The following is a 16,363-nucleotide window of genomic DNA, read 5'->3' on the forward strand; positions in this document are numbered from 1 at the left end:
TATGAAAATGAAAAAGTATATTTGTCTTATTGCCGCCGTGTGCCTGTTAGGTACGGCGGCTTTTTGCAGCTATCACATTTACGACCATTATGCCCACGAAGCCGAGCAGACCGAAGCCTTTGAGGAAATTGCCGCAATCGTGGAGCAGGCGCAGACAGAGGACAGTAACGCCCCAGAAGTCCCCCTGACTGAGGAAGAAAATGTCCTTGCGGAGTACGGCGAACTGTTTTTGAAAAACACGGATATGGTCGGCTGGCTTTCCATTGCAGGCACAACCGTCAATTACCCCGTGATGCAGACGCCGAATGAGCCGAACTACTATCTGAAGCGTAACTTTGATAAAGAATACAGCGACTTGGGAACGCCGTATATTCAGGAAAACTGCGACCTTGCAAGCAGCGATAACCTTGTTATCTACGGTCATCACATTAAGGGCGGGAAGATGTTCGGAGCTTTGGAGGATTACAAATCCCAGAGCTTCTATGAGGAACACAAGACCATTCAGTTTGATACCCTTACGGAGCGTGGCGAATATGAGATTGTCGCTGTCTTTAAGACTGTGGCGTACAGCTCTCAGGGCTTCCGCTACTATGATTTTGTCAATGCGGAAAACGAGGACGAGTTTAACGCCTATATTCAAAAATGCAAGGAGCTTGCATTGTATGAAACAGGCGTAAATGCAGAATACGGCGACAGGCTCATCACACTCTCTACCTGTGAATACTCGGCGCAGAATGGCAGGCTTGTGGTGGTCGCAAAAAAGACAGCTTGATTTTGACTGCAAATCTTCTGGGGAAGGAGGTTATCTATGGCTGATATAAAAACCAGAGATGCGGTCAAGGGTACGATTAAGACCATTGACAAGGCTGCGGTAGCTTCCGAGCGTATGAAGTCGGCTTATTCCAAAATAAAGGATAAGGCGGAGCAGGGCTATTACGCTGAGGAAGGCTCCGCTACCGAGTATGCTGCCGATAAGGTTTCGGCAGCTTCGGAGCGCATTACGAATGAGGGCGTTCATCAGTTCAACAAGCAGGGTCAAAAGGCGGTCAAAACCACAAAGGACAATATCGTTAAGGCAAAGGATAAACTATCGGATTTCAAGCAGAAACGAGCCGCTAAAGCCGCCGAGAAGCGTATGTCTGGAAACAGCGTACAGATCTACCGCAGTACCGTCAGCCATTCCGCAGATAAGGCGGTCAAGGGTGCAAATCAAGCGGAAAAGACCATAACGCAGACTGCCCGAAGCGGTAAAAAGACGATTAAAACAGCCGCCAAAGGTACGGTAAAGACTACGCAAAAATCAGTAAAAACCGCACAGGCAACCTCAAAGGCAGCGATAAAAACTGCCGAGCATACCGCCAAAGCAACACAGGCGGCGGCGAAGGCTTCCGTAAAAGCGGCTCAGAGAGCTGCACAGACAGCAAGAGCCACGGCGAAGGCTACGATTGTTGCCGTGAAAGCGGCGGTCAAAGCTACGATTGCGGCAGTTAAGGCGATTATTGCAGGAACAAAAGCGTTAATTGCGGCGATTGCGGCGGGCGGTTGGGTTGCGGTTGTTGTCATTTTGGTTATCTGCCTTATCGGTCTGCTCGTAAGCTCGGTATTTGGTATTTTCTTTTCGGGCGAGGACTCAGGAAACGGAATGACAATGCAGACCGTGGTTAGAGAAATCAATACCGAATATGACACCCGCCTTGATGAAATCAAAAGCGATACAGCTTATGATGTTCTGGAAATGTCAGGAAGCCGTGCCGTCTGGAAAGAGGTGCTTGCGGTTTACTCGGTCAAGACTACTACCGACCCAGACAATCCGCAGGAAGTGGCGACAATGGACGATAATAAAAAGCAGCTCCTGACGGATATATTCTGGGAAATGAACGAAATAAGCTCCCGAACGGAAAGCAAGACCGAAACCGTGATAACCGAAACAGATGACGGTCACGGAAATATCGTCCAGACCGAAACCACCCAAACACGGACTTACCTGTATATCACAGTCAGCCACAAAACCGCCGAGGAAATGGCAGACCAATACGGTTTTGATGACGAGCAGCGGCAGATGTTGTCCGAATTACTTGCCGATGAAAACAATTCGCTATGGTCGCAGGTGCTTTACGGCATATCCGTAGGCGACGGCGAAATCGTGACCGTGGCTCTGTCGCAGGTCGGAAATACAGGCGGTCAGCCCTATTGGTCGTGGTACGGCTTCAATTCTCGTGTGGAATGGTGCGCTTGCTTTGTTTCGTGGTGTGCGAACGAATGCGGCTATATCGAGAACGGGATTATCCCGAAGTTTGCGGGCTGCATACAAGGCTCTGAGTGGTTTAAGGAAAGAGGACAATGGCAGGACGGCAGCTTTACGCCAGAAGCAGGACACATTATCTTCTTCGATTGGGAAGGTGACGGTCTTACAGACCATGTGGGTATTGTAGAGCGTGTGGAAAACGGAACGGTCTATACCGTTGAAGGTAACTCAGGCGATGCTTGCCGACAGAACAGCTACTCTATCGGCAGCAGCGTTATCTACGGCTACGGTATCCCTGCTTATTAAAAATGGGCAAAAGAAAACCAGAGGATTTTATTCCTCTGGCTCTTTTGCTTTACATAGTCCGTTTACAGTTGCTTCAATCACGGACAGTTCTTTATCATCTAAATTGTCGAGCTGTGCGTCTAAGCGTCTGCGGACGGAACAAAAAATATTCCTGCGTATGTCAAAAAACTCGGTGTGCGTCTAAGCGTCTGCGGACGGAACTCTTTTTGACTTCTTTGTTAGGAAATATATACTCATCAACCGAAACATCGAACATTGTAATAAGCTGAATAAACAGCTCGATGCTTGGATATTTTCCCTCATTTTCGATAGATTGAATGTGTCTGGGGGCATAGCCGATTATCCCAGAAAGCTGCTCTCTCGTCATTCCCCTTGCTTCACGGGCTTTCTTAATCGCCTGTCCTATCGGCATAAAATCGAAATCAAAATCGTTGTTTCTCTCGTCCATAAGCTCACCACCTTGCGCCAATATAATTATCTTATTATATTGTATGGATTTGTGGCTTCTTATTAAACGATGTGAAAATGCCGACTATAAGATATTTCACTTCTTATAAATGGAGCTAAAAATTCATATTATCTCTTGGACACATGGTATCACGGAACAGTTAAAGGCTGAATACGCTTTTGAATGGATTGGGCGAATGAATAACATACAGGTTTGTGCTATGGAGATTGTGAATGAGGAATCGTTTATACATATAACAGACAAGCGGCTGAGGATAAAAGCTCTGTCGCTTTGTGTTTACAAAAACAACTACCTCTTGACTTTTGGTCCTTTTCTGAATATAATAGTAATATTACTAATAGCAATATACGGAGGATGTACAATGGATAACATTATTCTTGGACTTTTACTTATGTGTAATAGAACGATATATCAATTAAGGGATAGAATTAGCAAAGGGATAAATTTGATGTATAGCAGCAGTATGGGCAGCATACAGGCTGCAGTAAAAAAACTGCTGAATTGCGGATATATCAGTTATGAGGAGATTATTGATAATGGAAAATATAAGAAAATCTATTGCATAACGGAAAGCGGAAAGCAGCATTTTTATGAGTGGATAAACGCACCCTTAGAAGAACAAAGTCCTAAAATTCCAGAGTTAGCAAAGGTCTATTTTATGGGATTTTCAGATAAGAAAAATCGAGAGACAAGCATACAACAACATTTAATGTATTTAAAAGAACAATACAATGTGTTAGCGACAATATGTGATAATGTAAAGAATATTGATGTTTTAGAAGAACACAAAGATATACTTAATTATCAATTTGTATCTGCACTATATGGCAAAGATATAATCAAATTTAATATTGATTGGTTCGAGAATTTATTAGAAAAGATGAGGAATGGAGAAATATGAAGCAATACCATTTAGAGAAATCACCTATTGTTTATTATATCAGCAGAAAGGAAAAAACAGAATGGATACTTTTTATTCACGCAGCTTTTGTAAATCATAATATGTTTCAAACCCAAATCGACTATTTTCGGGATAAATACAATATTCTTACTCTTGATATTATTGGTCACGGTAAATCAACGAAAGTGCGAAAAGGTGATAGTATAGATAAAATGTCGGCGTGGATAAGCGAAATCCTAAAAACAGAAAAAATTGAAAAGATACATATTGTCGGCATTTCATTGGGAGCTGTATTAGCTCAAGACTTTGCAAACCAGTATCCAGAAGCAGTACAATCACTTGCTTGTTTCGGCGGTTATGATATAAACAATTTTGATGCAAAAATGCAGAAAGAAAATAGCGCATCACAGACACTTATGATGCTTAAAGCTTTATTTTCAATTAAATGGTTTGCAAAGTCGAATAAAAAAATATCTGCTTATACTTTACAGGCTCAAAAGGATTTTTACGAGATGAATATTCAATTTCCTAAAAAGTCATTTATGTATTTATCTTCTTTAAGCAGTATGGTAAATGTTCGGCAGACAGAACCAAGGAAATATCCTTTGCTTATTGGCTGCGGAAAGTATGACATTCCAATGGAACTATCCGCAGTAGAAATGTGGAAGAAAAATGAACCAGAATGCTGTGTGATTATTTTCGAGGGAGCTGGACATTGTGTGAATATGGACACACCAGATAAATTTAATGCAGCTATGGAGGAATTTTGGTTAAGTGGATACGGCAAATACTAAAAGTGATTGGATACGCTGCCCTGTCTGCGGCAATAAAACCCGAACAATGATACGGGAAAATACCGAACTAAAAAATTTCCCTCTGTATTGTCCGAAATGTAAGCAGGAAACTTTGATAAATGCAAAGGAATTACATATAGCTGTCATCAAAGAGCCAGACGCACAGACGCAGAGCCGATGAACTTGTGAGCAATCACAGTCGTCGATATGTTAAAACCCCTTGACTTTTTGAACACAGTTCAGTATAATATAATTGAACGGCGTTCAAAAGGAGATGTTGGTATGGATAATAAAGAAGCAATCATACAGGCGACGATTAAACTCATTGAGGAAAACGGTGAACATTTAGAGGAGATAACCGTCCGTGATATATGTAAAAATGCAGGTGTCGGTTTAGGACTTGTAAATTACCATTTTGGCAGTAAGGATAAGCTGATAGAAGCGTGTGTAGAACGCATTATAAATGGAATCGTAGAACGCTTCCAGAATATACGGGAAGAAATCGAAGGACTGTCCTCTTTTGAGAAGTTGGAATATCTCGGAAATATGACGCTGGATTTCTTGTTTGAACACGCCGCTGTATCCAGAATTTCAGTTCTCACGGATATGCAGTCGCCGAAAGAATGCGACAATACTTACAGAACCTATGCGGCATATCTTTCGCTTGTTTCTGCCTGCCGCCCCGATTGGGATACGGCAACTGTAAGGCGAAAAACTTTCTGCCTAATAACTATTATGCAGCAAACATTTTTGCGGCACGAAACAATATCAAAAATGTTGAATATTGATTTGAGCCAAAAAGATAATCGTAGCGCCTTTCACACGCAGATACTTCACGACATTCTGGAGGTGTAATCATGAAAATCACAGTCATAAACGGAACAGAAAAGCACGGTGTTACCTACCGTTTGAAAGAGATGTTTTTAGTAGCATTTAGGGATAAAGCGAATATTACAGAATATTTTCTCCCCAAGGATTGTCCGAGTTTCTGCATCGGTTGCACAAACTGTATCTTAAAGGGTGAAAAAAACTGTAAGGACGCTGACCATATCGAAAAAATCGAAAAATCACTTTTGGAATCAGACTTGATTGTAATGACATCGCCTGCCTATGTATTTCATGCTACTGGTGCAATGAAAGCATTTCTTGATCATCTCGCCTATCGTTGGATGCCGCATCGCCCGGCTCCTGAAATGTTTGAAAAGCGAGCTGTTATCATAACGCAATGCTTGGGTAGTGGAGCAAAATCAGCGGCGAAAGATATAAAGCATAGTTTATCTTGGTGGGGAATTTCTCAAATTGGGATATTTACTGGTGCTTTGATGGGCGATATTGTTTGGGAAAAACTTTCCCAAAAGAAACAAGCTGAGCTTACGGGAAAGATTCAAAAACTATCCCGTAAATTTGCCTATATAGATTATACAAAACCTGCATACACAAATCTGATTACGAAATTTAAGTTTTTTGTCTGTCGTATGATGCAGAAATCCATACATAAATCAGACCCCGAATACCTTGACGGAAAGTATTGGGCGGAACAGGGCTGGCTTGGTAGCGTCAGACCGTGGAAATAATTTTATATATGGTGGTGCGCCTATGGATAAAACAGAATGGATACGCTGTCCTGTTTGTGGCAGCAAAACTCGTGACAGGCTTAGAGAGGATACAGTATTGAAAAACTATCCTCTCTACTGTCCGAAATGTAAACAGGAAAGTTTGATTGATGCAAAGGAACTACATATAACTGTCATCAAAGAGCCAGACGCACAGACGCAGAGCCGATGAACTTGTGAGTAATCACAGTCATCGGCTCTTTCTCTTATACTTGGACAAGTCCACCAAATAAAAAAACGGTGCTTTGGTGGGCTGTTCTGTCACGCCCGAATAAAATAGCGCAGCCCTCTAAACCCGTTTTGAGTTTGGAGGGATTTTTTATGCGCTGGTCTGCCCTGAGCGCCTTGTTGCTTATCAGAAGCAGCAGTTACCTACATAGCATCACGAATAAGTGAGGATAATCTGTTAAAAAAATCCTAAGTTATTCGTGGTACTATTACGCTTCTAAAGTAGAAGCTATATATCTACACAATAGAACTTATATTGCTTATAACCGCAAAGGTATGACTGCCTTTGCGGTTTTTTGTTTGTCGTTATTTGTCGGAATAAAGGACAAGCCTATATCTGGTGTTGGTTGCCGTTCGCCGCCCTTCAATCTGGATTTTTCAAAAATTCAGATTGGAGGTAAAACGGTATGGCTTACAACAAAGCCAAAGAAGAAAAGAAATGGCGGCTCTGGAAAGAAGCCGAAGAAAAACAGTTAAGGAAGCTCGGCGTTGATGAAAGCACTATTGAAACGCTCCGTTCTCACGATTGGGCGATTTTCAATTCAGACAGGCGGTACTATCAGCGTATGCAGGAAGTGGGTACATACCTTGAGGGAGTTGCCGATGATACGCAGCAGCCCGAAATAAAGACGATTGAGGACTTGTTGAACAGTATCGAAAATCAGCAACTCTATCAGATTTTGATTAAGGTGGACAAGCTGACCCTGCAAATCGCCTTGCTGAAGATACAAGGCTATTCCACTCGTGAAATAGCCCACTCTCTCAACATCACCGAGAAAGCTGTTTACAGGCGAATGGACAGGCTCAAAGAAAAATTAAAAAAGTTTTTTGAATAGAGGGGAAAATCGCAGTTCCCCACGGGCTACAGGGTGAGAGGATAAAATCCTCACACCCTGTTTTCCTTTGTGTGGCGAAAACAGGATTGTTCCTTGTCAATCGAATAGCCATTCGCCAAATACTTTCTCTTTGTGATTGTGATAAGCATAAGCGTGTCGAGAGGTACGCCACGACCTGCCGTAAGGCAGAGAGCGATAACTACCTACTCAAAATATCGGGCAGCTCCCGATTTCGCCGTAATCCACAAAGAGGATAATGATACTCCCGTCCAGTCACAGTCCGAGCGTGATAAAACCGTCGCAGGCAATGAGGGCGGCTCTGGCAGACCGTCAGTTGGGGTGGAACTCCCGTGGTGTCAGTTCGCTGCTGACCGTTTGGCGACTTCCCTGCGTGAAACGCATTTGCATCTTGGGGTGTCGAGGACAAATAGAGATGCTTCTATCATAAAGCCAAATACAAGGCGGTCTATTGAAACAGAGAATTGTTTATGCTTTCCCGACCTTAAAAACTTCCTTGTGTTTGGCTGATTACATAGGCAGAGCTTACCTGCTTATATCCAGATAGGAGGTCAAACTAATGGATAAAACAATTAAGCGTGGTGACATCTACTACGCAGACTTAAACCCTGTTGTCGGCTCGGAGCAAGGAGGAACACGACCTGTACTTGTTATCTCCAATGATATAGGAAACAAGCACAGTCCTACGGTCATTATTGCCGCCATAACAAGCCGTGTACGCAAAAAGAAGAAATTACCTACACACTTATATTTGGGGCAAATTGAGGGGCTTCCTGCGAACTCAATCATTCTCTTTGAGCAGTTACGCACGATTGATAAAAGCCGCTTGAAAGAACATCTCACACACCTTGATGAGCAGTATTTGAAATCGCTTGAATTTCCTCTCCTCATCAGTATCGGAGTTGAAAAAAGGAGGAGCTTATGAACTTTGGAGATATATATGCGTTAGTCTTAAAAGAATACCCAGACATTTTAACCGTTGATGAAATGAGCAAGGCTCTTGGTGTCAGCACAAAAACAGGTTATCAATTACTCCGTGAAAACAAAATAGAACACCTGAAGGTGGGCAGAGCGTACAAAGTACCGAAAGCCCATCTTCTTTCTTATTTGAGGTTAGGTCTGCGGAATGCGGAGAATTAAAGAATTTGCACATTCGACTTCTTTGGCTTAAATTGCTACAATGTATATGGTCAACAGCAGAAGTCGGTGCTACGCAAAGGAGGTTATATTTATGGTAGCAGGACATCTGCAAGAGAAAAAAGGCTATTTTTATATGGTTTTGAGCTATCCCGATGCTGCGGGAAAAAGAAAAACGAAATGGTTGCCGACAGGATTGCCTGTCAAGGGAAATAAAAAGAAAGCGGAAAAGATGCTGATGGAAACAAGGCAGACCTTTGTGCCTGAGTGCAAACCCATACAGGAAGATATGCTGTTTTCGGATTTTCTGCTTCAATGGTTGGAAATCGCAAAGCCGACTATCGCACTTACCACATACTCATCGTACTCAGGTATGGCAAAGAGCGTTATCATTCCGTATTTCAAGGAAAGAAAAATCACACTTTCCGAAATAAAGGCGACAGACATTCAGGCTTTTTATATGAAACAGTTGAAGCGAGTAAAAGCCAACACGGTTATCCACTACCATTCCGTTATCCATAGAGCTTTAAAATATGCCGTAAAGATTGACCTTATTTCTGTCAATCCTGCGGATAAAGTGGAACGCCCTAAAGCTGATAAGTTTATCGGCAGCTTCTATGACAGCAACGAGGTACAGGCATTATTTGAAGCCGCCAAAGGAACGCTGATTGAAATACCGATTTTTCTTGGTGCGTTCTATGGATTGAGGCGAAGTGAAGCTCTGGGTTTAAAATGGGACGCTATTGATTTTCAAAACAACACGATTACCATTAGACATACCGTTACTTCCTGCAACCTTGACGGCAAGCATATCCAGATAGCACAGGATACGACCAAAACCAAATCGAGTATGAGAACGCTGCCCCTTGTTCCTGCGTTCAAAGAGAAGCTGCTAAAGCTCAAGAAACAACAGGAAGAATACAGGCGGGTATGCGGACGATGCTACAACAAAAAGTATTTGGAGTATATCTGCGTAGATGAGATGGGGACATTGATTTCTCCGCACTATCTCACAGCATCATTTCCAAAGCTGCTTGAAAAGAACAATTTGCGCCACATTCGCTTCCACGACCTGCGTCATAGTTGTGCTTCGCTGCTTCTTGCGAATGGTGTTCCTATGAAGCAGATACAGGAATGGCTCGGACACAGCGATTTTTCAACTACGGCAAATGTATATGCCCATTTGGATTACAATTCCAAGCTGTCATCGGCTGACGCAATGGTAAACGGTCTGAGTGGTGCATTAGAGGTTATTTCATAGCTTCTGCGGCGTATCGCTTTACTAAGGATACGCCAACTACATATCCAGAGTTCAAATCTCAAAAAATTTAGGAGAGAACTACCGATTTTCAGGAGAGAACTCACGGAAAAATCCCAAAGGTGCAGAAAAAAGAAAAAGCCTGCAAACGGCAAAAACCGCTTGCAGACTGAGTTTTCTGGCGGAGTGGGTGGGATTCGAACCCACGGTACCCGAAGGTACAACTGATTTCGAGTCAGTCCCGTTATGACCACTTCGATACCACTCCGTGTTTTATCTTCACACCAGCCCACAAAAACACCTCGGAAAAAGGAGAGAACTGATGGAGAGAACTAAGGGATATTTACTTTTCAATGATAGCTGAAAAGCCTTGTGAAATCAAGGTTTTTCGGCGGTGAGCTTCCAAAAAGGTCATTCGTTTTCGAGTGTTTTACTCCCAACACACTTTAGCGGATTTTGAGAAAAAAAGCCCCATTTTAAGGGAAAAAGCTCTTGTCCGCAAAAAGATGATTTTCTCTCCGCTTCGGCTGTTTCCGACAGTTCGAAATGCGAGAGAACTATCGGAGAGAACTAACCGTACTGCTATCAAACATAATAACCGAAAAAGCCCGTAAAATCAATGGTTTTAAGGAATACGGCAACCAATAAGGTCATTCGATTTCGAATCCGTACCCTTCAGCCGCTTGGGTACATCTCCTTAATTTTAGACTTAATTATAATATACTTTTTTTTATTGTTTGTCAAGAAATAATTAACAACCTTATATTCCTTTCATATTATATAATGTTAAACCGGAAAACAAGGGGTGTTAAATTTGGCTTTTGATACACGAGAACTTTTTGCACGCTTGATTCAGTGTGAAGCAGGCGGAGAAGGAAACGATGGTATGCGTGCTGTCGCTTCCGTAATTGTAAATCGTGCGAATGCTGAAACAGGAGAATTCTCAAGAGTAAGCAACGGCGGAGACGTTCGGGCAATTATCGAACAGCAGGGGCAGTTTACCTGTATGAAAACCGATGTCGGAGGAATGTACAACCCACAGAATGTTTACAACATGGATCCTGACGAAGAGCACTATGAAATTGTGGATTCTGTATTGGCCGGAAATACTTTTCCAGCTGTTGGAAACTCACTGTTTTTCTTTAATCCATACAGTCCGGATTGTCCGCCTTACTTTCCGACAAAAGTCGGGGTTATTTACAACAGGGTAGGAGCACATTGCTTTTATGCTCCAACTCAGCTATACGACAAAACATAAGGGAGCGATTTTTTATGAACAACAGTATTGACCTGGGAAAGATTTATGGTGTAGGAAGTTGTCCGGAAGACGGCTGCGTGTATACAGGAGTAGTAAATCCGAATATTCCTTCATTGGAACAAATTGCGGCGTATAATATTGCACTGAGCAAAGGTGTTGAAATTCTTCCTGAATATCAGGATAAACCTAACAATACTAAAGACAGCGAAAATCAGATTCAGAACAGTCAGACCCCGAGTACCTTACCTTATTTCCCTCCACAGGATTTTGTTCCGACTCCTTCTACAACAATAGGATATGGTCCGGATACCGGCATGAAGGACATGAGTAATCAAAATCAAAGAGAACTTACACAGGAAGAAAGATTAAACGAGATGAACAACGGAATCAACAGCTACAGCGATGCGTTTCCTGTCACCTCAGAAAGCATTCAGTTTTTAAACGGTTTTATCCGAACACAAATAGGACGCCGTGTTCATGTTGACTTTCTTGTGGGGAGCAATACAATGACATCAAAAGAGGGCTTCCTTTTGGGGGTTGGCGCAAACTATATCCTTATAAATGAAATTGATACCAACGATATTACAGCCTGTGATTTCTATAACATTAAATTTATAAGAATATTCTATTGAGTTTATAAAGTTTCGAGAAGTTCAACTATAATTGAATTTGAAAGCAAAAAGCCCTTAGGCGTAAGAGAAATGACGGAACTATCCTGAAGATTGCAGTATCCGGCATTTTGAAACGCCTTTGCTTTTGTTAAAAACCTCTGAGAAACAGATATACCAAAATGTTCTTTTAATTCATCAAAATTCAAGCCTGATTTTAGTCTGAGCTTAAGCATTATATATGTTTCAATATCAGAGCAGTCATCATCTTTATTCCAAATATTGTTTTTAAATTTCTCTGTGCTTCTGTCGTAATTAAATCTTTTACCGTCAATAAACGAATGTGCGGCAGGCCCTATTCCAAGATAATTTTCCATGTTCCAGTATTTAAGATTGTGGCGGCTTTCAAATCCGGGCTTAGAAAAATTAGAGATTTCGTACTGCATAAATCCGTTTTCTTCTAATAGTCGGCAAGCTTCCAGATAGAGATTTGCCTGACAATCTTCATCAGGAAAATTATATTTATCTTTTCTTTTCCAAAATAGTGTATTTTCTTCAATTTTTAAAATATATGAAGATATATGAGTGATATCAAGGCCGGTACAAAAATCAATTGTTTCCTTTAAAGACAATTCGCTTTGATTAGGTATTCCCAGCATAATATCAAGTGATATATTGGATATGCCGCTGTTTTTGGCATTGGCTACCGCATTCATAACATCTTTATTTGTATGATTTCTGCCAAGCAAAGATAATTCTTCCGAAACAGCGGTTTGCATTCCTAAAGACAGTCTGTTGACGCCTTCATTTTTTAATATATTAAAGTCAAATCCCTGTGATACACACTCTGGATTTGCCTCCACTGTGATTTCACAAACTTCACTGACTGGAAAAGACTCTTTTATTGTCTTTATAATGTCTGTAATTCTCTCAGCGCCAATGATACTTGGAGTACCGCCGCCGAAATAAATTGTGTCTACGGTTCTGTCGCCGTATTTTTCAGAAAAAAACTTTATTCGTTTTTTTACTATCTCTGTATAATCAGAAAATCTGGACTCATTTCCACGCATGCTGAAAAAGTCACAGTATGCACATTTCGAGGAACAAAAAGGGATGTGTATATATAATCCTAAAAAATTTGAATTAACCATAAAAGCCTCCTTAAAAAGGGGAGAGGGGCAGAAACTCTCAAAGCTTCTGCCCCAATTTGGAAGGTATATGAAAAAATATGAAAAAAAGCTAAATTCAAAAAGCAGGAATAAAAATCATATCCTTACTTTGAAACAATCATACACTAAAATAGATAAAATGTCAATACTTTTCCGGTTTAATTTGCTTAATATGCTAATTTTCTATAATTTTACTGTTATTATTGACTGTATCACAAGAAAATAGTAAAATAATAAAGATAGAAATTTTTAGGCAAGCGGAGGAAATAAAGTGTCAGATTTAAAAAATCAGATTGACAAGCGCAGAACTTTTGCGATTATTTCGCACCCTGACGCAGGTAAAACAACACTTACAGAAAAGCTGCTTCTTTACGGCGGTGCTATAAATGTGGCAGGTTCTGTAAAAGGAAAAAAGACGGCAAAGCACGCAGTTTCTGACTGGATGGAAATTGAAAAGCAGAGAGGTATTTCCGTTACTTCATCTGTACTTCAGTTTAATTATAATGGATATTGCATAAACATTTTGGATACACCGGGACACCAGGACTTTTCCGAGGACACATACAGAACACTTATGGCGGCTGACTCAGCGGTCATGGTAATTGATGCGTCTAAAGGTGTTGAAAACCAGACAAAAAAGCTTTTTAAGGTTTGTGTTATGCGACACATCCCTATTATTACTTTCATAAATAAGATGGATAGAGACGCCAAAAGCCCTTATGACCTTTTGGAAGATATAGAAAACGTACTTGGCATAAACACTTGTCCTATGAACTGGCCTATTGCTTCCGGTAAGGATTTCAAGGGAGTGTACGACAGAAGCAAAAAAGAAATCCTTTGCTTTACAGCAAATAACGGACAGCATGAGGTTGAGAAAAAGACTGTTTCTCCTGACGATCCAAACCTTGAAGAGTATGTAGGTTCTCTTCATAAGCAGGAGCTTCTTGATGATATTGAGCTTTTGGACGGCGCAGGCGACGAATTCGACTTGGAAGCAGTAAGAACCGGTAAGCTTACTCCGGTATTTTTCGGCTCTGCTCTTACCAACTTTGGTGTTGAACCTTTTTTGGAGGAGTTCTTAAAACTTACAACACCTCCTCTTCCACGTGAAACCGTTGACGGAATAGTAAAACCTTACGATGAAGATTTTTCAGCTTTTGTATTTAAAATACAGGCAAATATGAATAAGGCTCACAGAGATAGAATCGCTTTCATGAGAATTTGCTCAGGCAAGTTCAAAAAAGATATGGAAGTATATCATGTACAGGGCGAAAAGAAAATCAGACTTTCACAGCCTCAGCAGATTATGGCTCAGGAAAGAGAAATCATAGACGAAGCATATGCAGGAGATATTATCGGTGTGTTTGACCCAGGCATTTTCTCCATAGGTGACACAATATGTATGGCGTCAAATAAAGTTAAGTTTAAAGGTATTCCAACCTTTGCTCCTGAGCATTTCTCTCTTGTACGTCAAAAGGACACAATGAAGAGAAAGCAGTTTGTAAAAGGAACCACACAGATTGCCCAGGAAGGTGCTATTCAGGTTTTCCGTGAGCTTGACGCAGGTATGGAAGAAGTTATTGTCGGCGTTGTTGGTGTGCTCCAATTCGATGTATTTAAGTACAGACTGGAAAATGAGTACAATGTTGACGTTGTTATGGAAGGACTTCCATATCAGTTTATACGCTGGATAGGAAACAAAGATGTAGACCCTAAAAAGCTTGATTTAGCCTCTGATACAAAGAGAATATGTGATATGAGAGGAAATAACCTTTTGCTTTTCACAAGCTATTGGAGTATTGACTGGGCTTTAGAGCATAATAAGGGACTTATATTGGAAGAGTTCGGCAACGTTTAATTTAAATAACACTAATCCCATAAATCCCATATGACAGTATAGATTTGCTGTCATATGGGATTTTTTATTTTTCAAATCGCAAGAAATTCGCAAGGTTTTGTTCATGTTAATAATTCCAAAAAAGTTTTATAATACAGACACAATAAAAACAAGGAGATGAGAATAACAATGAATTTTACTTGTATATTCTTCGGATTGATTTTTGTTTTGGCAGGTATTTGGTTTTCCTTTGGAAAAGGATATCTCCATATTTCAGCGTGGAAAAATATGCCGTCGGAAGAAAAAGAAAAAATTGATATCCGTGCTTTAAGCAGAAATGTAGGAGCTATGATTTCACTGTCAGCGAAGCCACAGACTCAGTAACAGATTACACAAACATATCTTTTATGGGCAGTAATGTAATCTCAGGAAGTGCAGCTGCTGTGGTTATCTCTGTAGGAGATTCAACATTGTTCGGTTCAATGGCATCCGCTGTTGCAGGAGAAGCAGTTGAAACAAGCTTTACAAAAGGCGTCAACGCCGTATCATGGGTTTTGATACGTTTTATGCTGGTTATGGTTCCCCTTGTATTTTTTGTTAACGGAATAACTAAAGGCGATTGGCTCGACGCATTTCTGTTCGGTATATCCATTGCTGTGGGACTTACACCGGAAATGCTCCCTATGATAGTTACAACCTGCCTTGCAAAAGGCGCTGTTTCCATGAGCAAAAAGCATACAATAGTAAAGAATCTTAACTCAATTCAAAACTTCGGAGCTATTGATATTCTCTGCACGGTAGATGTATCTGAGTAGGACTTTAAGTTCATGTCAGACATCATCATAGTGGCAATAGTACGGGAATCAACCTTATCCGTTTTCGTCTTTCTAAGGCTAAGACTTTTTCTGTAAAGATTTGTGTGGAGCGGATTGATAACAAAGGTGTGGCAGCCTTTATCAAGAAGAAATCCCAGAAGATTGTAACTGTAGTGTCCGGTGGCTTCCAGTCCTACTTTTACTTTGTCTAGATCATCTGATACGTATAGGATTCTTTGAAATAAGGCTTCAAAACCGTCACGATTGTTAGGGATAGCGAAAGGTTTAAATAGTACCTGACCATCTGAGTTTGTAATAAAGCAGTCATGCTTATCCTTAGCGACATCAATACCAATGAAAATCATAAGAAATCTCCTTTGAGTAAATTTGATACTGTTTAGAGCCACAGGTACTCTTTGCGGTTGTAACCTCGTTCTAAAATAAACCGTCATGCGGTATCTAACTGATTAACAAATATACAAAGAGACTGTGGTTGTAGCCTTTCAAAAACCATCGAGTGGTAGGAGGAATGATACAATCCACAGTATCTCCAAACAGTATAGCATACAGACCTTGGAGAGGGTCTATAAACACTACTACTTTATAATACGAGGAGGAATGAAACATGAACTTGATGAATCTTTGGCTTAATTTTTTTGGAAGAACAGAGTTTTTAGGAATAAATATAGGCTTTTGGGCAGCTATGTCAGCGGTTTTACTTATAGTAATAGCTATGAATGTTATATTCTGGAGTATGAAGCCCGTAAATAATAAAAAACATAAATAAAAGTGCCAAATCATATTTTTATAATAATATTCTATATCAACAGCAAAACCACGGAGGCAATAAATTTATACCCTCTGTGGTTTT

The 16,363-nt window shown here is 40.7% G+C and carries 21 protein-coding genes, 1 tRNA gene and 3 pseudogenes; 20 read left to right on the forward strand and 5 right to left on the reverse strand.

All coding sequences use genetic code 11. The features are described 5' to 3' along the window. Position 1 precedes the first annotated feature (1 nt). Together srtB and CGICJO_RS09420 are read left to right on the forward strand one after the other, a co-directional pair. On the forward strand, positions 2-772 hold the full coding sequence (gene srtB / locus CGICJO_RS09415) for a class B sortase (protein WP_486498681.1): 771 nt from the start codon (positions 2-4) through the stop codon (positions 770-772). Positions 773-808: 36 nt separating this feature from the next. After that, a complete protein-coding gene (locus tag CGICJO_RS09420; RefSeq protein WP_486498682.1) occupies positions 809-2,551 on the forward strand; it encodes a CHAP domain-containing protein in 1,743 nt (580 codons plus the stop codon). A gap of 27 nt (positions 2,552-2,578) precedes the next feature. Here the strand turns inward: CGICJO_RS09420 and CGICJO_RS09425 are convergent, their stop codons facing one another. After that, positions 2,579-2,710, reverse strand: coding sequence for a hypothetical protein (locus CGICJO_RS09425; RefSeq protein WP_486500017.1), 132 nt, complete (start codon positions 2,708-2,710; stop codon positions 2,579-2,581). A gap of 1 nt (position 2,711) precedes the next feature. Continuing rightward, a complete protein-coding gene (locus CGICJO_RS09430; protein ID WP_486498683.1) occupies positions 2,712-2,999 on the reverse strand; it encodes a helix-turn-helix transcriptional regulator in 288 nt (95 codons plus the stop codon). Positions 3,000-3,144: 145 nt separating this feature from the next. Here CGICJO_RS09430 and CGICJO_RS09435 point away from each other — a divergent pair. The 12 genes and pseudogenes from CGICJO_RS09435 to CGICJO_RS09490 form a co-directional block, all read left to right on the forward strand. Then, positions 3,145-3,240: pseudogene (locus CGICJO_RS09435) on the forward strand (TnpV protein); the annotation flags it as partial. A 141-nt stretch (positions 3,241-3,381) separates the two neighbouring features. Further along, a complete protein-coding gene (locus CGICJO_RS09440) occupies positions 3,382-3,921 on the forward strand; it encodes a PadR family transcriptional regulator (protein ID WP_087230327.1) in 540 nt (179 codons plus the stop codon). Further along, entirely contained in the window at positions 3,918-4,715 is a 798-nt protein-coding gene (locus CGICJO_RS09445; protein WP_087229951.1) for an alpha/beta fold hydrolase, read from the forward strand. Before CGICJO_RS09440 ends, CGICJO_RS09445 begins: the two co-directional genes overlap by 4 nt. Beyond that, a complete protein-coding gene (locus tag CGICJO_RS09450; protein WP_412364364.1) occupies positions 4,696-4,896 on the forward strand; it encodes a cysteine-rich KTR domain-containing protein in 201 nt (66 codons plus the stop codon). The genes CGICJO_RS09445 and CGICJO_RS09450 overlap by 20 nt, the downstream gene beginning before the upstream one ends. Before the next feature lie 101 nt (positions 4,897-4,997). Continuing rightward, the gene (locus CGICJO_RS09455) at positions 4,998-5,570 is read left to right on the forward strand and encodes a TetR/AcrR family transcriptional regulator (protein ID WP_204444915.1); all 573 of its coding nucleotides are present in this window, start codon (positions 4,998-5,000) and stop codon (positions 5,568-5,570) included. Between the two features lie 2 nt (positions 5,571-5,572). After that, positions 5,573-6,289, forward strand: coding sequence for a flavodoxin family protein (locus CGICJO_RS09460; RefSeq protein ID WP_204444917.1), 717 nt, complete (start codon positions 5,573-5,575; stop codon positions 6,287-6,289). A 22-nt stretch (positions 6,290-6,311) separates the two neighbouring features. Next, positions 6,312-6,500 carry a cysteine-rich KTR domain-containing protein gene (locus CGICJO_RS09465; protein WP_486498684.1) on the forward strand — a complete coding sequence of 63 codons (189 nt, stop codon included), beginning with the start codon at positions 6,312-6,314 and terminating at the stop codon, positions 6,498-6,500. Between the two features lie 463 nt (positions 6,501-6,963). Continuing rightward, positions 6,964-7,392 carry an ECF-type sigma factor gene (locus tag CGICJO_RS09470; protein ID WP_486498685.1) on the forward strand — a complete coding sequence of 143 codons (429 nt, stop codon included), beginning with the start codon at positions 6,964-6,966 and terminating at the stop codon, positions 7,390-7,392. Positions 7,393-7,530: 138 nt separating this feature from the next. Continuing rightward, the gene (locus CGICJO_RS09475) at positions 7,531-7,920 is read left to right on the forward strand and encodes a hypothetical protein (protein WP_486498686.1); all 390 of its coding nucleotides are present in this window, start codon (positions 7,531-7,533) and stop codon (positions 7,918-7,920) included. A gap of 49 nt (positions 7,921-7,969) precedes the next feature. Next, positions 7,970-8,335 carry a type II toxin-antitoxin system PemK/MazF family toxin gene (locus CGICJO_RS09480; protein ID WP_117705380.1) on the forward strand — a complete coding sequence of 122 codons (366 nt, stop codon included), beginning with the start codon at positions 7,970-7,972 and terminating at the stop codon, positions 8,333-8,335. Then, a complete protein-coding gene (locus CGICJO_RS09485; protein WP_087375964.1) occupies positions 8,332-8,550 on the forward strand; it encodes a helix-turn-helix domain-containing protein in 219 nt (72 codons plus the stop codon). The genes CGICJO_RS09480 and CGICJO_RS09485 overlap by 4 nt, the downstream gene beginning before the upstream one ends. Positions 8,551-8,641: 91 nt before the next feature. After that, positions 8,642-9,808, forward strand: a complete 1,167-nt coding sequence (locus tag CGICJO_RS09490) for a tyrosine-type recombinase/integrase (protein WP_486498687.1) — start codon at positions 8,642-8,644, stop codon at positions 9,806-9,808. A 176-nt stretch (positions 9,809-9,984) separates the two neighbouring features. On the opposite strand, the gene CGICJO_RS09495 is transcribed toward CGICJO_RS09490, so the two are convergent. Then, positions 9,985-10,073 (reverse strand) — tRNA-Ser (locus tag CGICJO_RS09495). Positions 10,074-10,610: 537 nt separating this feature from the next. On the opposite strand from CGICJO_RS09495, the gene CGICJO_RS09500 reads away from it, so the two are divergent. Both CGICJO_RS09500 and CGICJO_RS09505 read left to right on the forward strand, forming a co-directional pair. Further along, entirely contained in the window at positions 10,611-11,063 is a 453-nt protein-coding gene (locus CGICJO_RS09500; RefSeq protein ID WP_330395794.1) for a cell wall hydrolase, read from the forward strand. A gap of 14 nt (positions 11,064-11,077) precedes the next feature. Further along, the gene (locus CGICJO_RS09505) at positions 11,078-11,695 is read left to right on the forward strand and encodes a hypothetical protein (RefSeq protein WP_486498688.1); all 618 of its coding nucleotides are present in this window, start codon (positions 11,078-11,080) and stop codon (positions 11,693-11,695) included. A gap of 2 nt (positions 11,696-11,697) precedes the next feature. On the opposite strand, the gene hemW is transcribed toward CGICJO_RS09505, so the two are convergent. Further along, entirely contained in the window at positions 11,698-12,822 is a 1,125-nt protein-coding gene (gene hemW / locus CGICJO_RS09510) for a radical SAM family heme chaperone HemW (RefSeq protein ID WP_486498689.1), read from the reverse strand. Between the two features lie 289 nt (positions 12,823-13,111). Here hemW and CGICJO_RS09515 point away from each other — a divergent pair, with 289 nt between their 5' ends. The 3 genes and pseudogenes from CGICJO_RS09515 to CGICJO_RS09525 all read left to right on the forward strand — a co-directional run. Continuing rightward, positions 13,112-14,698, forward strand: a complete 1,587-nt coding sequence (locus tag CGICJO_RS09515; RefSeq protein WP_087375969.1) for a peptide chain release factor 3 — start codon at positions 13,112-13,114, stop codon at positions 14,696-14,698. A gap of 168 nt (positions 14,699-14,866) precedes the next feature. Next, positions 14,867-15,061 (forward strand): DUF3784 domain-containing protein, encoded by a 195-nt coding sequence (locus CGICJO_RS09520; RefSeq protein WP_486498690.1) that lies wholly within the window; start codon positions 14,867-14,869, stop codon positions 15,059-15,061. Then, positions 15,037-15,474, forward strand: a pseudogene (locus tag CGICJO_RS09525) (magnesium-translocating P-type ATPase); the annotation flags it as partial. The gene CGICJO_RS09520 and the pseudogene CGICJO_RS09525, both read left to right, overlap by 25 nt. A 2-nt stretch (positions 15,475-15,476) precedes the next feature. On the opposite strand, the pseudogene CGICJO_RS09530 reads toward CGICJO_RS09525, so the two are convergent. Further along, positions 15,477-15,857 (reverse strand): annotated as a pseudogene (locus CGICJO_RS09530) (IS110 family transposase); the annotation flags it as partial. A gap of 260 nt (positions 15,858-16,117) precedes the next feature. On the opposite strand from CGICJO_RS09530, the gene CGICJO_RS09535 reads away from it, so the two are divergent. Then, positions 16,118-16,279, forward strand: a complete 162-nt coding sequence (locus tag CGICJO_RS09535) for a hypothetical protein (protein ID WP_087375970.1) — start codon at positions 16,118-16,120, stop codon at positions 16,277-16,279. Positions 16,280-16,363: the final 84 nt, after the last annotated feature.

This window comes from Candidatus Limousia pullorum (genome assembly GCF_057405065.1).

What these genes read in the sequence shown, in the direction of transcription:
- srtB (WP_486498681.1), top strand. Translation starts at nt 2, where the DNA reads ATGAAAATGAAAAAGTATATTTGTCTTATTGCCGCCGTGTGCCTGTTA.
- CGICJO_RS09420 (WP_486498682.1), top strand. Translation starts at nt 809, where the DNA reads ATGGCTGATATAAAAACCAGAGATGCGGTCAAGGGTACGATTAAGACC.
- CGICJO_RS09430 (WP_486498683.1), bottom strand. Translation starts at nt 2,999, where the DNA reads ATGGACGAGAGAAACAACGATTTTGATTTCGATTTTATGCCGATAGGA.
- CGICJO_RS09440 (WP_087230327.1), top strand. Translation starts at nt 3,382, where the DNA reads ATGGATAACATTATTCTTGGACTTTTACTTATGTGTAATAGAACGATA.
- CGICJO_RS09445 (WP_087229951.1), top strand. Translation starts at nt 3,918, where the DNA reads ATGAAGCAATACCATTTAGAGAAATCACCTATTGTTTATTATATCAGC.
- CGICJO_RS09455 (WP_204444915.1), top strand. Translation starts at nt 4,998, where the DNA reads ATGGATAATAAAGAAGCAATCATACAGGCGACGATTAAACTCATTGAG.
- CGICJO_RS09460 (WP_204444917.1), top strand. Translation starts at nt 5,573, where the DNA reads ATGAAAATCACAGTCATAAACGGAACAGAAAAGCACGGTGTTACCTAC.
- CGICJO_RS09465 (WP_486498684.1), top strand. Translation starts at nt 6,312, where the DNA reads ATGGATAAAACAGAATGGATACGCTGTCCTGTTTGTGGCAGCAAAACT.
- CGICJO_RS09470 (WP_486498685.1), top strand. Translation starts at nt 6,964, where the DNA reads ATGGCTTACAACAAAGCCAAAGAAGAAAAGAAATGGCGGCTCTGGAAA.
- CGICJO_RS09480 (WP_117705380.1), top strand. Translation starts at nt 7,970, where the DNA reads ATGGATAAAACAATTAAGCGTGGTGACATCTACTACGCAGACTTAAAC.
- CGICJO_RS09485 (WP_087375964.1), top strand. Translation starts at nt 8,332, where the DNA reads ATGAACTTTGGAGATATATATGCGTTAGTCTTAAAAGAATACCCAGAC.
- CGICJO_RS09490 (WP_486498687.1), top strand. Translation starts at nt 8,642, where the DNA reads ATGGTAGCAGGACATCTGCAAGAGAAAAAAGGCTATTTTTATATGGTT.
- CGICJO_RS09505 (WP_486498688.1), top strand. Translation starts at nt 11,078, where the DNA reads ATGAACAACAGTATTGACCTGGGAAAGATTTATGGTGTAGGAAGTTGT.
- hemW (WP_486498689.1), bottom strand. Translation starts at nt 12,822, where the DNA reads ATGGTTAATTCAAATTTTTTAGGATTATATATACACATCCCTTTTTGT.
- CGICJO_RS09520 (WP_486498690.1), top strand. Translation starts at nt 14,867, where the DNA reads ATGAATTTTACTTGTATATTCTTCGGATTGATTTTTGTTTTGGCAGGT.
- CGICJO_RS09535 (WP_087375970.1), top strand. Translation starts at nt 16,118, where the DNA reads ATGAACTTGATGAATCTTTGGCTTAATTTTTTTGGAAGAACAGAGTTT.